General features: G+C 71.1%; 12 protein-coding genes and 4 tRNA genes. 12 read left to right on the top strand and 4 right to left on the bottom strand.

The annotated features are described in order from the left end of the window. Positions 1–11: 11 nt before the first annotated feature. A complete protein-coding gene (locus ABZK10_RS14865) occupies positions 12–476 on the top strand; it encodes an LpqB family beta-propeller domain-containing protein (RefSeq protein ID WP_353810073.1) in 465 nt (154 codons plus the stop codon). Beyond that, positions 476–2,083 carry a DUF5671 domain-containing protein gene (locus ABZK10_RS14860; RefSeq protein ID WP_353810072.1) on the top strand — a complete coding sequence of 536 codons (1,608 nt, stop codon included), beginning with the start codon at positions 476–478 and terminating at the stop codon, positions 2,081–2,083. Before ABZK10_RS14865 ends, ABZK10_RS14860 begins: the two co-directional genes overlap by 1 nt. Positions 2,084–2,090: 7 nt before the next feature. Here the strand turns inward: ABZK10_RS14860 and ABZK10_RS14855 are convergent. Then, positions 2,091–2,163 (bottom strand) — tRNA-Val (locus ABZK10_RS14855). A 158-nt stretch (positions 2,164–2,321) separates the two neighbouring features. On the opposite strand from ABZK10_RS14855, the gene ABZK10_RS14850 reads away from it, so the two are divergent. The 5 genes from ABZK10_RS14850 to ABZK10_RS14830 all read left to right on the top strand — a co-directional run bounded on the left by ABZK10_RS14850 (position 2,322) and on the right by ABZK10_RS14830 (position 3,849). Continuing rightward, positions 2,322–2,394: transfer RNA gene (locus tag ABZK10_RS14850), tRNA-Gly, on the top strand. 55 nt (positions 2,395–2,449) lie between these two features. Continuing rightward, positions 2,450–2,520 (top strand) — tRNA-Cys (locus tag ABZK10_RS14845). Between the two features lie 27 nt (positions 2,521–2,547). Further along, positions 2,548–2,619 (top strand) — tRNA-Val (locus tag ABZK10_RS14840). 81 nt (positions 2,620–2,700) lie between these two features. After that, the gene (locus tag ABZK10_RS14835; protein ID WP_353810071.1) at positions 2,701–3,330 is read left to right on the top strand and encodes a MarC family protein; all 630 of its coding nucleotides are present in this window, start codon (positions 2,701–2,703) and stop codon (positions 3,328–3,330) included. A gap of 96 nt (positions 3,331–3,426) precedes the next feature. Continuing rightward, positions 3,427–3,849 carry an SRPBCC family protein gene (locus ABZK10_RS14830; protein ID WP_353810070.1) on the top strand — a complete coding sequence of 141 codons (423 nt, stop codon included), beginning with the start codon at positions 3,427–3,429 and terminating at the stop codon, positions 3,847–3,849. A gap of 62 nt (positions 3,850–3,911) precedes the next feature. On the opposite strand, the gene ABZK10_RS14825 is transcribed toward ABZK10_RS14830, so the two are convergent. Further along, positions 3,912–5,972 (bottom strand): glycosyl hydrolase family 28-related protein, encoded by a 2,061-nt coding sequence (locus ABZK10_RS14825; RefSeq protein ID WP_353810069.1) that lies wholly within the window; start codon positions 5,970–5,972, stop codon positions 3,912–3,914. A 354-nt stretch (positions 5,973–6,326) separates the two neighbouring features. Between ABZK10_RS14825 and thrS the strand changes: the two genes are divergently transcribed. Next, entirely contained in the window at positions 6,327–8,255 is a 1,929-nt protein-coding gene (gene thrS, locus ABZK10_RS14820; RefSeq protein ID WP_353810552.1) for a threonine--tRNA ligase, read from the top strand. Between the two features lie 59 nt (positions 8,256–8,314). Beyond that, complete coding sequence (locus ABZK10_RS14815; RefSeq protein WP_436408543.1) at positions 8,315–8,821, top strand: HIT family protein; 507 nt, start codon at positions 8,315–8,317, stop codon at positions 8,819–8,821. A gap of 98 nt (positions 8,822–8,919) precedes the next feature. Here ABZK10_RS14815 and pdxY read toward each other — a convergent pair whose 3' ends face one another. Together pdxY and ABZK10_RS14805 are read right to left on the bottom strand one after the other, a co-directional pair. Beyond that, positions 8,920–9,771, bottom strand: coding sequence for a pyridoxal kinase PdxY (gene pdxY / locus ABZK10_RS14810; protein WP_353810067.1), 852 nt, complete (start codon positions 9,769–9,771; stop codon positions 8,920–8,922). 8 nt (positions 9,772–9,779) lie between these two features. Then, entirely contained in the window at positions 9,780–11,120 is a 1,341-nt protein-coding gene (locus ABZK10_RS14805; RefSeq protein ID WP_353810066.1) for an aminotransferase class I/II-fold pyridoxal phosphate-dependent enzyme, read from the bottom strand. Between the two features lie 122 nt (positions 11,121–11,242). Here ABZK10_RS14805 and pdxS point away from each other — a divergent pair, with 122 nt between their 5' ends. The 3 genes from pdxS to ABZK10_RS14790 are packed head-to-tail and all read left to right on the top strand — an operon-like array spanning position 11,243 to position 13,351. Beyond that, the gene (gene pdxS / locus ABZK10_RS14800) at positions 11,243–12,133 is read left to right on the top strand and encodes a pyridoxal 5'-phosphate synthase lyase subunit PdxS (RefSeq protein ID WP_353810065.1); all 891 of its coding nucleotides are present in this window, start codon (positions 11,243–11,245) and stop codon (positions 12,131–12,133) included. A gap of 54 nt (positions 12,134–12,187) precedes the next feature. Then, complete coding sequence (gene pdxT, locus ABZK10_RS14795) at positions 12,188–12,775, top strand: pyridoxal 5'-phosphate synthase glutaminase subunit PdxT (RefSeq protein ID WP_353810064.1); 588 nt, start codon at positions 12,188–12,190, stop codon at positions 12,773–12,775. Between the two features lie 54 nt (positions 12,776–12,829). Next, entirely contained in the window at positions 12,830–13,351 is a 522-nt protein-coding gene (locus tag ABZK10_RS14790) for a DUF1697 domain-containing protein (protein WP_353810063.1), read from the top strand. Positions 13,352–13,442: the final 91 nt, after the last annotated feature.

Here is a 13,442-nt window from a genome sequence, read left to right as displayed (position 1 = left end):
ATGATGAGCACATGGAAGACGCCCCAGCGCCGAGGCGCCCCGACCGCGCACTCATCGGCATCGGCATCGCGATCGTCGTCGTCATCGTCGCAGCCGTCGTTGCGGTGCTGCTGCGCGGCGAGCCCGAGCAGTTCGACGAGACCACCCCGGAGGGGGTGGTGCAGCGCTACAGCACGGCCGTGATCGACGGCGACACGCAGGCGGCGATGGACCTCCTCGCGCCCGAGGTCGTCGACGCGTGCGAGCGCGTGGAGCCCTACGAGGACGACGTGCGCGTGGCGCTCGTCTCGGCCACGGACCGGGGCGACACCGCATCGGTCGAGGTCACGATCATCACGTCCTACAGCGGCGGATTGTTCGGACCCGACGAGTACCGCTCCGACGGGCGCTTCTCCCTGGTGCGGTCGGGAGACGGCTGGCTCATCGAGTCCGCGCCGTGGGAGCTCGCCGTGTGCGCTCCGGGAGCGTTCGGCTGATGGCCGCGAGGAGCGCGCAGTCGACGGTCCGGCGGGTCGTCATCGTCGTCCTGCTCGCCGTCGCGATCGGCGTCGCGGCGAGCGGCCTCGCCGGCCTGCTGGAGCGGCTCTTCCGCGCTGCGGACCCGATCGCGGGCTCCGACACGGCGGGGCTGGCCCTCGCGCTCGCGTTCTCGCTGGTGGGGGTGCCGCTCGCGGGGCTGCTGTGGTGGCTGCTCTGGCGGCGGCTCCCCGAAGCGGGGGAGCGCGATGCCCTCTCGTGGGGGGTCTACCTGCTGATCGCGCGCACGGTCTCGCTCGCAGTGGCGTCGTTCTCGCTGCTGGCCTGGGCGGAGTCCCTGGTCACCGGGCGGTGGCTCGAGGCGGAACTGGCCAACGGCATCGTGTGGTCGGGAATCTGGGCCTGGCACGCCTGGATGTCGCGTCGCCCCGGCCGTTCGCCGCTGCGGCTGCCGACGGCCCCGGCGGTCGTGGGCGCCGCGTTCGGCCTGGTCCTGTGGGCAGTGGGCGGGGTCCGCGCGATCGGTGCGTCGGTCGACGGGGCGCTCGGCCCCTGGGCGGCGCCCGGCATGGCCGGATCCGCCTGGTGGACCCCGGTCGTCGAGGCGCTGCCGTGGGTGGCACTCGGCCTGCTCGTGTGGTGGTGGCACCTGCGGATCGACGGTGCAGCGGCGGTCCGCACGGTCTTCGCCGACGTGGTGACCCTGCTCGTCGGCATCGCGGCCGCCGTCGCCGCGACGCTGTACGGCGCGGGCACGCTCCTGGATGCGCTCCTGCGCCTCGCGCTCGATGCCTCCGCGACCACCGGGGAGGTCGTGCTCGGCATCGGCGACGGGATCGCGCTGGCACTCGTCGGGGTGCTCGTCTGGCGCATCCACCACCTGCAGCTCGTCGGGCGCGAGCCCGAGGTGCGACGGGCCGAGACCTTCGCGGTCTCCGGGGTGGCGGTCGTCGCCACGGCCATCGGCATCGGCGTGAGCGTCAACGGCGGCCTCGCGGCGCTGGTGCCCGCACCGCTTGCGGGCGAGTTCGCGCCGACGGTCCTGATCGCCGGTGTCAGCGCGCTCATCGTCGGTGCGCCGACGTGGTGGCTGTCCTGGCGACCGCTGCGGGCCGTCGGTCCCGAGGAGGCCGCATCGACCGGGCGCCGCGTGTTCCTCGTGCTCCTGTTCGGGGTGAGTGCGCTGGTCGCGCTCATCGCGCTGCTGATCATCGGCTACCGGCTGTTCGAGCACCTCCTCGGCGGCGGGGGAGCAGCGGGGAGCCTCCTCGACGAGGTGCGTGCCCCCCTCGGTTGGCTCGTCGCGACCGCGGTCGTCTCGGCCTACCACTTCGCGACGTGGCGCGTGGACCGGACGCATGCGGCGCCACGGCCCGGGCCGGCGCGACGGAGGTCGGTGCTGCTCGTCACCGGAGGCGAGGCGGAGGCGCTCGGGCGTCAGCTGCACGAGCGCACGGGCGCGGCGGTGGCGGTCCGCCGTCGAGCCGACGACGCGGCCGGCCCCGACGTGGAGGCGCTGGTCGATGCGTTCACCGGAACCGATGCGCCGGACGTGCTGCTGATCGCAGGCAAACGCGGGGTGGAATGCGTGCCGCTGGAGGAATGAATTCCGGTGGGCGATACCAGACTCGAACTGATGACCTCTTCCGTGTGAAGGAAGCGCGCTACCAACTGCGCCAATCGCCCGTCGCGGCATCCGGAGTCCGGAGCCAGCGGACTCGATAGTAGCCGATGGACGGCCTCCCGCGCACATCGGCGGGGGCGATGTCACACGAGGGTCCGTCAGTTTGTGATTCGCGCCGGGAGTGGGTTAGAGTCTCTCTGCACGCAGCGATGCGGGCAGTGCGGATGTGGCGCAGTTGGTAGCGCATCACCTTGCCAAGGTGAGGGTCGCGAGTTCGAGTCTCGTCATCCGCTCGGAAATGATCGGGCGAAAGCCCGTTTCTTTCTGTGGTGGGAGAACCCAGGAAACGGTGGATTGGCCGAGAGGCGAGGCAGCGGCCTGCAAAGCCGTATACACGGGTTCGAATCCCGTATCCACCTCGAACCGCTCCGAGTGAGAACGGTAGCGGGCGATTGGCGCAGCGGTAGCGCGCTTCCCTGACACGGAAGAGGTCACTGGTTCGATCCCAGTATCGCCCACACACAGAAACCCCCGGCTCGCCGGGGGTTTCGTCGTTCCGGGGGTGACGTCGGCGTGGCCGCGCCGCTACCCTGTGGGCCATGAGCCTCCTGGACCTCACGGTACAGGCCACGATCTCGCTGGTCGTGCTGGTCGACCCCATCTTCCGGGCGATCTTCTTCCGAGTGCTCACCGAGAACGAGCCCGAGAACCGGGCGAAGTACGTGCGCCGGCTCATGATCGTGATCGCGGTCATCCTCCTCGGCAGCGCACTGGTCGGAAAGTTCCTGCTCGACCTCATCGGCATCAACCTCGGTGCCTTCGGCATCATCGGCGGGCTCGTGCTCGTGCTGATGGGCTTCGAGATGCTGTTCGCGGGGCGGCCGAGCCGGGCGCAGGGTGGTGCGGCGGCGGCCGAGGCGCATCCGGTCGAGTCCGCCGCCGATCAGATCATCGTGCCCTATGCGATCCCGTTCATGGCGGGTCCGGGCGCGATCACCACGGTCATCACGATCTCGACGGCGGGGGAGGGCTTCCAGGGCACGATCGCCGCGGTCATCGCCTCGGTGATCGTCGTCGCGCTGATCCCGGTCGGACACCTCGTGCTCGTGAACCGCATCCGCTTCAGCGAGCAGGGGCTGTCGCTCGCGCAGAAGTTCGGCGGCCTGTTCGTCGCGACCATCGGTGCCCAGCTCATGTTGAGCGGTGTGCAGACGTTCTACGGGTTCTGAGGGCGAGCGGATGCCTCGGGCCATCCGTCCCCCGCGTCGATCCGCACGCGCTGCGACGGAGTAGCCTCGGCCGCGTACCGGCGATGGGGGGACATCATGCTGGTCGAAGCAACGCGAACCGTGCAACAGCCCGTGGCGAAGGTCTGGGACTTCGCCGCAGTGCATCACGAGCAGAACCATCCCAGATGGGACCATGACATCTCGCTGCGGAAGCTCACCGACGGGCCCGTGGGCGTGGGCACGGTCTACGAGCGGCGCAACACGCGGTTCGGCATCGACTCGACCGGCACGACCGAGGTCGTCGAGTTCGACCCCGAACGGGCGATGACCGTGGTGACTGCGGAGCGCGGCATCGAGTTCCGCGGCATCATGCGGCTCGCCCAGGATGGCGAGGGCCGCACCTCCATGACGCTCGGGGCGGACATGCCCGGCCTCGACGACGAGGGGGCCGCGCAGTTCCGGCCCATGCTCGAGCGATCGATCACGGCGATCGAGTCGCTGATGGCTGAGGACGACTGAGCGCCGGCGAGGCACCGTGCCCGGCCGCGGGCGCGCCGCTCGGACGCGCCCGCAGCCCGGGCTCACCAGGCCGTCGGCGCCGGCGGCGCGACCACCGGTGGGCGATCGTCGCAGGTGATCGTGTTCGGCAGCACCCAGTCGGCCAGCCATGGGCCGGTGGTGTTCACGCCGCTGGAGTCGTTGCCGCCCAGGTCGACGAGCGAGAACTCGCTGCCGGTCGGCGGGAAGTTGAACGACCCGCAGTTGTTCACGCCGACCGCGCCCACGTTGCGTGCGTCGACGTTCTCGAACGACGCCGAGCCGGCGACGCGGGCGCTCACGACCGAGGTGCCGGTGCCGTCGACCCGCACGTCGGCGAACTCCACGCCCGAGATCGAGACCTGGTCCTTCACGGGCCAGTCCGACACGAGCATGATCGCGTTGTACGTGCTGTCGAGGTAGTGGTCGCCGGTCACGCGCACGTCGGCCTGGTCGATCGACCGGTCGAGCGCATAGAACCAGATCGCGCCGAGCCCGATGTTCCAGTTGAGCTCGTATGTGCCGGCCCGCACGGTCGTGTTGTCCGTGAACGCGAGCGTGCCCGTGAACGGCTCGGCGCCGAACCGCGCGCCGGCGTGCAGCGCGCTGCCCTCCCGAACCGGGTCGGCGACGAGGTTGCCCTCGACCGTGATGTCCGCTCCGCCGTAGATCGCGATGCCGTTCGCGAGCGACGGTGACTGCACGGTGTTGCCGACGAACGCGTTGCCGGCGTTGGTGTCGCCCTGCGCCCACATCGCGAGCCCGTCGTCGCCGGTGTTGCGCACGAAGTTGCCCTCGGCGACCGAGTCCGTCACGCCGGTGTGGAAGTTCAGGCCGTCGGCGATCTGGTCGACGACGATGTTGTCGCGCACGGCCGTGCCGTCCATCGGCCCGTCGAACCAGAGGCCGACCTTCGTGTGCGAGATGTGCAGGCGCTCGATGGTGGAGTCGCTCATCGCGCCGCCGATGCCGTTGACCTGGTCGGTGTCGATGCGCTCGCGCACGTCGCCGCGGATCGCGAAGTCGGCCAGGTGCACGTTCGCGCTGCCGCCGTCGGCGGCGTCCCTGCCGTAGAACCCGACGCCCGTGTGCACCGAGCCGTCGTCGGCCGGATGCTTCAGCGCGACCTCCTCGCCGAACACGACCGAGTGCCAGTTGCCGGCGCCGCGGATCGTGACGTCGTCGACGACGAGGTGCTCGCTGACGCGGAACTCGCCCGCGGGGATGAACACCTCGACGTCGTGCCGCTGCGCCCAGCGGATGGCGGTGCGGAACGCCGGCGCCGCGTCGCGCACGCCGGTCGGGTCGGCACCGAACTTCGCGACGCTCACGGAACCCGCGGGCTGGGGGAGCGGCGGCGCGACGAGCTCGGAGTCGAGCAGGTCGATGACCGTCCACGCGGCATCCGTGCCCATCGGCGCCGTGAGGCGCAACACCGACCCCGCGGGGTAGGTCGCATCCAGCAGCATCCGCTCCTCGTCGTAGAAGTGCATCGGCCGGAACGGCGTCTCGACCTCGTAGCCCTCGCCGGGCACGCACCCGCACTCGGTGATCCACCAGTCGGGGTGCAGCAGCTGCGCTCCGGGGTCGTTCGAGAACGGGTACTGGTTGTACAGCCAGGCGTACTCGCTCGTGAGCTGCATCGTCGCGGGTTCGCCGCCGTCGACCGAGACGGCCAGGGGTGCGCGGATGCCTCCGCCCTCCGGCGCGTCGGGAATGCTGTACCGCACCGTGATCGCGTTGGCGGCCGCGGGCAGCGTGAACTCGACGTACTCGCCCGGGTCGAGCAGCACGGCACTGCGGCCGGATGCCTCGGCAGGCAGCGTGTACGCGGTGCGGTCGGGCCCGATCACCTCGCCGGAGGTCGTCGCGTGCTCGGCCTCCTGCTCGAGGAACGGCACGTCGGCGCCGCGACCGGCGACGAGCATCGGGTCGAGCGCGGCGCGCGTGACCGCGGGGCTCGCGACCGGCTGGGCGGATGCGGCCACTGGCGCGACGACGGCAGCGCCGAGGGCGAGCGCCGCGGAGGCGGCGATCGCGAGGGCGCGGCGCGTGCGCGCGGGGGCGGCCTGCGGCGGGGGAACGGGCGTGCTGGGGCGGGTCATCGTCGACTCGTGTCCTCTCGGTCGTGCGCGTCATCGGGCACTGCGGGCGTCGCGGTGCCCTCGAGTGGGGCGAGGCTATTGCGGCTGCGGAGCAGTGGACAAGGGACTGCGGTGAAATGCCGTGGGAAAGTTCAGTTCTTGCGGAATCGAGCGCAAGTGATGGAACATCGCGCGTGCTGCGCGTCGCGGCTTGCGCGATCGGTGCAAGCCGACGGCAGCGCCGGCCACGACCCCTCCGCGGCGGCGCGCGGGCGTCGTCACGACTACAGTTGAGTGATTGCGTCTCACACTGCTAGGGAGTGGATCCACTTGGTCGACGGCTTCGAGCTCTTCACCGATCGATCCGTCGTCGCGATGCGCGTCGACGGCGAGCTGAAGGACCTCGCGACGACGGTCACGGACGCCCACGAGGTCGAGCCGGTCACCATCGACTCGCCCGACGGCCTGGCCATCCTGCGCCACTCCACCGCGCACGTGCTCGCACAGGCGGTGCAGCAGGTGAATCCCGACGCGAAGCTCGGCATCGGCCCGCCCGTGACCGACGGCTTCTACTACGACTTCGACGTCGCCGAGCCGTTCAGCACCGAGGACCTCAAGGCCCTCGACAAGGCGATGGCCCGCATCATCCGCTCCGGCCAGCGCTTCGTGCGCCGCGTCGTCACCGACGACGAGGCGCGCGCCGAGCTCGCGGGCGAGCCGTACAAGCTCGAGCTCATCGGGCTGAAGGGCAGCGCCTCGGCCGGCGGCGAGAACGAGGGCGTCGAGGTCGGCGCGGGCGAGCTGACCATCTACGACAACGTCGACCCGAAGACCGGCGAGGTCGCCTGGAAGGACCTCTGCCGGGGTCCGCACCTGCCGAACACCCGCATGATCGGCAACGGCTGGGCGCTCATGCGCGTCGCCGGCGCGTACTGGCGCGGCAGCGAGAAGAACCCGCAGCTGCAGCGCATCTACGGCACCGCCTGGCCCACCAAGGACGAGCTGCGCGCCTACCAGCACCGGCTCGAGGAGGCCGCCAAGCGCGACCACCGCAAGCTCGGCCGCGAGCTCGACCTGTTCAGCTTCCCCGACGAGATCGGCTCCGGCCTGTCGGTGTGGCACCCCAAGGGCGGCATCGTCCGCGGCGAGATGGAGCAGCACGCGCGCCGCCGCCACCTCGAGGGCGGCTACACCTACGTGTACACGCCGCACATCTCGAAGGAGGACCTCTTCATCCAGTCGAACCACCTCGTCACCTACAAGGAGGGCATGTTCCCGCCCATCGTGATGGACGAGGAGCGCGACGAGGAGGGCAACGTCACCAAGCAGGGCCAGGACTACTACCTGAAGCCCATGAACTGCCCGATGCACATCCTGATCTTCAAGGAGCGCGCGCGCAGCTATCGCGACCTGCCCATGCGGTTCGCCGAGAACGGCACGGTCTACCGCAACGAGCTCTCCGGCGCGCTGCACGGCCTCACCCGGGTGCGCGGCTTCACCCAGGACGACTCGCACCTGTTCGTGACCCCCGAGCAGCTCGAGGACGAGACGTCCCGCGTGCTCGAGTTCGTCATCTCGATGCTGCGCGACTTCGGCCTCGACGACTTCGAGCTCGAGCTGTCGATGCGCGACGACGAGAAGTCGAAGTGGATCGGCTCGGACGAGTTCTGGGACTACTCGACGAACGCACTGCGCAACGTCGCGGTCGCGAGCGGGCTGAAGCTCACCGAGGTGCCCGGCGAGGCGGCGTTCTACGGTCCGAAGATCGACCTCAAGACCCGCGACGCGATCGGCCGCACCTGGCAGCTCTCGACCGTGCAGGTCGATCCCAACCTGCCCGAGCGCTTCGGCCTCGAGTACACCGGCCCCGACGGCGAGAAGCACCGGCCGATCATGATCCACCGGGCGCTGTTCGGCTCGATCGAGCGGTTCTTCGCGATCCTGCTCGAGCACTACGCCGGCGTGTTCCCGGTCTGGCTCGCGCCGGTGCAGGTCGTCGGCATCCCGGTCGCCGAGGAGTACGAGTCGTACCTCGGCGCCGTGATCGAGCAGCTGCGCGCCTCGGGGGTGCGTGCCGAGCTCGACGCGAGCGACGACCGCATGCAGAAGAAGATCCGCACGCACACCAAGCTCAAGGTGCCCTTCCAGCTCATCGCGGGCGAGGAGGACCGGTCGCAGAACACGGTCAGCTTCCGCTTCCGCGACGGCAGCCAGGAGAACGGCGTGCCGATCGACCAGGCCGTCGCGCGCATCCATGCCGCGATCGACGAGCACCGCCAGGTCGTCTCGCGGGACGACTTCTGATGCCGGGTCCGTACAGCCCCGACGAGTTCGAGGAGGTGCCGACGGATGCCTCGGGCGAGATGCCCGGCGTGCCCGATGCGTTCCAGCGGCTGTGGACCCCGCATCGCATGGTGTACATCGAGCAGGGCCAGCAGCCCGAGCAGCACGCCTGCCCGTTCTGTCGCGCCCCGGAGCTGCCCGACGAGCAGTCGATGATCGTCGCGCGCGGCGAGCACGCCTACGCGCTGCTGAACCTGTACCCGTACAACAGCGGCCACCTGCTCGTCTGCCCGTACCGGCACATCGCCACCTACGACCAGGCGACGCCCGAGGAGGTCGACGACATCGGCCGCATCACCCAGGTCGCGATGCGTGTGGTGCGCGAGGTCTCGCGCTGCGACGGGTTCAACATCGGCATGAACCAGGGCCGCATCGCGGGCGCCGGCATCTCCGAGCACCTGCACCAGCACATCGTGCCGCGCTGGGCGCTCGACGCGAACTTCTTCCCGATCATCGCCAAGACCAAGGCGATCCCGCGGCTGCTCGGCGACGTGCGCCAGGAGATCGCGGACGCCTGGCCGCACTGACCCGGGGCGCCCCCCCCCCCGCGAGGTCGGCGAGTCGCGCGGCGACACGGCCGAGCGGATGCCTCCGGGAGCGCGAGCGCCCCGAGGCATCCGATCGCTCAGCGCACCTGCTGCACGTCGAACTGCAGGCGCGGGTGCGCGTACGCCTCCTGCGACTCGACGAGCTGCAGTTCGCGCGCGCCCGACGCGTGGGTGTTCGCAAGCAGGTCGAACACGCTCGACGCGGTGCGCGCGAGGGCGCCTGCGGCGTCGCCCGTGCGACGGTGGTGCGCGGTGAACAGCGCCGCCGTGACGTCGCCCGAGCCGTTGGCCTTCATCGGCAGGCGCGGGGTCTGCACGATCCACGCGCCGCGCTCGTCGACGGCGAGCATCTCGATCGTGCCCTCCGGCCGGTCGGGGCGCTCGACGCTCGTGACGAGCACGGTGCTCGGCCCCGAGGCGCGCGCGAGGTCGACCGACGCGAGCGTCGACTCGAGCGTGTCGGGCTCGGTGCCGGTCAGGTAGCCGAGCTCGAACTGGTTCGGCGTGATGAGGTCGGCGGCGGGCACCACGCGGTCGCGGAGCAGCACGGGGATGGCCGGCGCCACGAAGCATCCGCTCTTCGCATTGCCCATCACCGGGTCGCACGAGTAGATCGCGTCGGGGTTCGCCGCCTTGATGCGGGCGACCGCGTCGAGGATGACGTCGGCGATGCCCTCGCCGCCCTGGTAGCCCGAGAGCACCACGTCGACGTCGGCGAACGCGCCGCGGTCCTCGATGCCGTCGATGACCGCCCGCACGTCGTCGGGTGCGATCATCGGGCCGCGCCACGCGCCGTAGCCGGTGTGGTTGGAGAAGTTCACCGTGTAGACCGGCATCACCTCCACGCCGATGCGCTGGAGGGGGAAGACTGCCGCGGAGTTGCCGACGTGCCCGTAGGCGACGGCGGACTGGATGGAGAGGACCTTCACCCGCTCGATCATTCCATCCCGGCGGGCACGAGTCGTCCACCGGCGGCCCGCACGGCCGCGGTGACGTCGGTGGCCAGGCGCTCGGCGTCGACGTCGGCGAGATCGTGCACGGTCAGGCGCAGGCGCGGCACGGCGGGGAGCTCGCCCAGCACGAACTCGTCGCCCGCGCGTGCGAGCCAGCCGCGGCGCATGAGCTGCTCGGAGACGTCGCGGGCGGCGACCGGCAGCGGGATCCAGAGGTTCAGGCCGTCGCCTGCCGCCGCCGGGACGCCCAGCTCGGTGAGCCGTGCGGCGAACGCGGCGTTGCGCGCGGCGTAGTGGGCACCGGCCTCGTCGATGCGCGCCGTGACGGCCGGGTCGGTGACGAGTGCGAGCGTGAGGCGCTGGAGCAGGTGGCTCACCCAGGTCGTGCCCGGGCTCAGGCGCATCGCGAGGCGGTCGGCGGTGTCGGGGTCGGAGGCCGTGACCGCGAGGCACATGTCGGGTCCGAGGAACTTCGACACCGACCGCACGAGCGCCCACCGACGGTGCCCGGGCCCGATGATCGACCGGAACGGGGTGCGCGCGAGCATCGAGAAGTGATCGTCCTCGATGACGAGCACGTACGGGTGGTCGGCGAGCACGGCGCGCAGGTCGGCCGCGCGGCGCTCCGACAGGCTCGCGCCGGTCGGGTTCTGGGCGCGCGGCGTGCAGACGACGGCGCGCACGCCCTGGTCGAGCGCGGCGCGCAGGCCGTCGACCGTCATGCCCTCGTCGTCGACGGGCACCGCGACCGGTCGGTAGCCGCCGACCCGGACGGTGTGGATGCTGGTGAGGAAGCACGGGTCCTCGAGCGCGACCGCGTCGTCGCGCACGAGCGCGAGCGCCAGCAGGCGGTCGACCGCGTCGGCGGCGCCGCTGGTGACCGTGAGCCGCAGGTCGGCCGGTGCGAGGTCGGCGGCCATCCACTCGCGCGCCCAGCCTTCCAGCCCCGGGTCGATCACGGGCTCGCCGTAGAGCACGGGTCGGCCGGCCATGCCCGCGAGCGCGAGCGTCGGATCGGGGATGCGGTTCGGGTCGGGGTTGCCGGTCGCGACGTCGCGCAGCACGCTGCCCTGCGCGAACCCCTCCTGGGGGACGACGGCGGGGTCGGCGACGTGCGTGCCGCCGCGACCGCGCGTGACCACGAGGCCCGCGGCGGTGAGCTGGCGGTAGGCCGCCACCGCGGTGTTGCGGTTCACGCCGAGCTGCTCCGCGAGGCTTCGCACGGGCGGCAGCGGGTCGCCGGGTCGCAGCGTGCCGCGCTCGATGAGCGCACGCACGCTGTCGGCGATGTCCGCGGCCGAGCGGCCGGCGATCTCGATGGTCATGTCGCGATCCGATCGATGTGCGTGGGCGGTGTCCCGCCCATGCTATCTTTTGGCCTAGGTCAAGCAAGGCGCTTGTCCGACATCTGCGCGGTTCGCGCGACCTCCGTCGAAGGGAAGCACCGATGAGCACTGCCGAGTTCGGCTCCAGCCGCGTCAAGCGCGGTCTCGCCGAGATGCTGAAGGGCGGCGTGATCATGGACGTCGTCACGGCCGAGCAGGCCCGCATCGCCGAGGACGCCGGCGCCGTCGCCGTCATGGCGCTCGAGCGCGTGCCCGCCGACATCCGCGCCCAGGGCGGCGTCGCGCGCATGAGCGACCCCGATCTCATCGAGGCGATCATCGCCGAGGTCTCCATCCCCGTCATGGCGAAGGCCCGCATCGGCCACTTCGTCGAGGCGCAGGTGCTCCAGGCGCTCGACGTCGACTACATCGACGAGTCCGAGGTGCTCTCGCCCGCCGACTACGTGAACCACATCGACAAGTGGCAGTTCAACACGCCGTTCGTCTGCGGTGCGACCAACCTCGGCGAGGCGCTGCGCCGCATCAACGAGGGCGCGGCGATGATCCGCTCGAAGGGCGAGGCCGGCACGGGCGACGTCTCCGAGGCCACCAAGCACATCCGCAAGATCACCGCCGAGATCAACGCGTTGAAGTCCATGACCAAGGACGAGCTCTACGTCGCCGCCAAGGAGCTCCAGGCCCCGTACGAGCTCGTGCTCGAGGTCGCCGAGACCGGCAAGCTGCCCGTCGTGCTGTTCACCGCGGGCGGCGTTGCCACCCCGGCCGACGCGGCCATGATGATGCAGCTCGGCGCCGACGGCGTCTTCGTCGGCTCGGGCATCTTCAAGTCGGGCAACCCCGAGGCGCGCGCCGCCGCGGTCGTCAAGGCCACCACCTTCCACGACGACCCCGCGGTGATCGCCGAGGCGTCGCGCGGACTCGGCGAGGCCATGGTCGGCATCAACGTCGGCGACCTGCCCGCCCCGCACCGCCTCGCCGAGCGCGGCTGGTAGCGGGGAAGACGACGAGCGGATGCCGCGCGCAGCGGCGTCCGGAACGGTGACGTCATGACGCGAGTCGGTGTACTGGCCCTGCAGGGCGACTTCCGCGAGCACGTCGCGGTGCTCTCGGGGCTCGGCGCCGAGGTCTCGACCGTGCGTCGCGCCTCGGAGCTTGCCGAGGTCGACGGGCTCGTGATCCCCGGCGGCGAGTCGACCGTGATGGACAAGCTCTCGCGTGCGTTCGGGCTCGCCGACCCGCTGAAGCAGGCGATCGCCGACGGCCTGCCCGTCTACGGCACCTGCGCCGGCCTCATCATGCTCGCCGACACGGTGCTCGACGCGATCGCGGGCCAGCAGAGCCTCGGCGGGCTCGACGTCGTCGTGCGGCGCAACGCGTTCGGCTCGCAGAACCAGTCGTTCGAGACCGACCTCGACGTGCCGGTGATCGGCGACGACCCCGTGCACGCGGTGTTCATCCGCGGGCCGGTCGTCGAGTCGGTCGGGCCGTCCGCCACGCCGCTCGCGACGCTCGAGGACGGCCGGGTGGTCGCGGTCGAGCAGGGGAACCTGCTCGGCACCAGCTTCCACCCCGAGATCACGGGGGAGTACCGGTTCCACGAGTACTTCCTGTCGAAGGTGCGTGCCCGCGGCTGACGCGGTCGCCGCGGCGTGCCCGGCGTGTCGGCGGCGGCGCGTAGCGTGAGCGCCATGACCCGGTACATCGCCCTGCTCCGCGGCGTGAACGTCGGCGGCGTGACCATCCGATCCGCCGACCTGCGCGACGTCTTCGTCGGGCTGGGCTACGACGCGGTGCGCACGGTGCTCGCGAGCGGCAACGTCGTCTTCGAGGCATCCGCTGCGCCCGATGCCGTGAAGCGCACGGTCGAGCGCGCCCTCGAGGAGCGGTTCGGGTACGACGCGTGGATCGTGCTCACGACCGTCGATGCGGTCGCCGACGTGATCGACGCGTTCCCGTTCGACGCCGACGACGACGAGCGGCAGCCGTGGGTCGTCTTCGCGAGCGACGCCTCGGCACTGGACGAGCTCGAGGCGACCGCATCCGGGCTCGACGCCGAGGTCGACCCGCTCCGCCGCGGCGACGGCGTCATGTACTGGAACCCGGTGAAGGGCACGACCACCGACACCCCGTTCGCGAAGCTGCTCGCGAAGGCGAAGTACAGGCCGACCACCACGAACCGCAACCTGCGCACGCTGCGGCGCATGACCTGACGGAGTGCCGACGGGCCGTCGGCGACGAGCGCTGTCCTACAATGGCATGTCGGCGCGGATGCATCGCGCGCGCCGCGAGAGACGACCCGGG

It is taken from the genome of Agromyces sp. SYSU T00194 (genome assembly GCF_040496035.1).
Lineage (GTDB): Bacteria > Actinomycetota > Actinomycetes > Actinomycetales > Microbacteriaceae > Agromyces > Agromyces chitinivorans.
The sequence above is the reverse complement of the archived record's forward strand: the minus strand, read 5'-3'. Positions and strand labels throughout refer to the sequence as shown.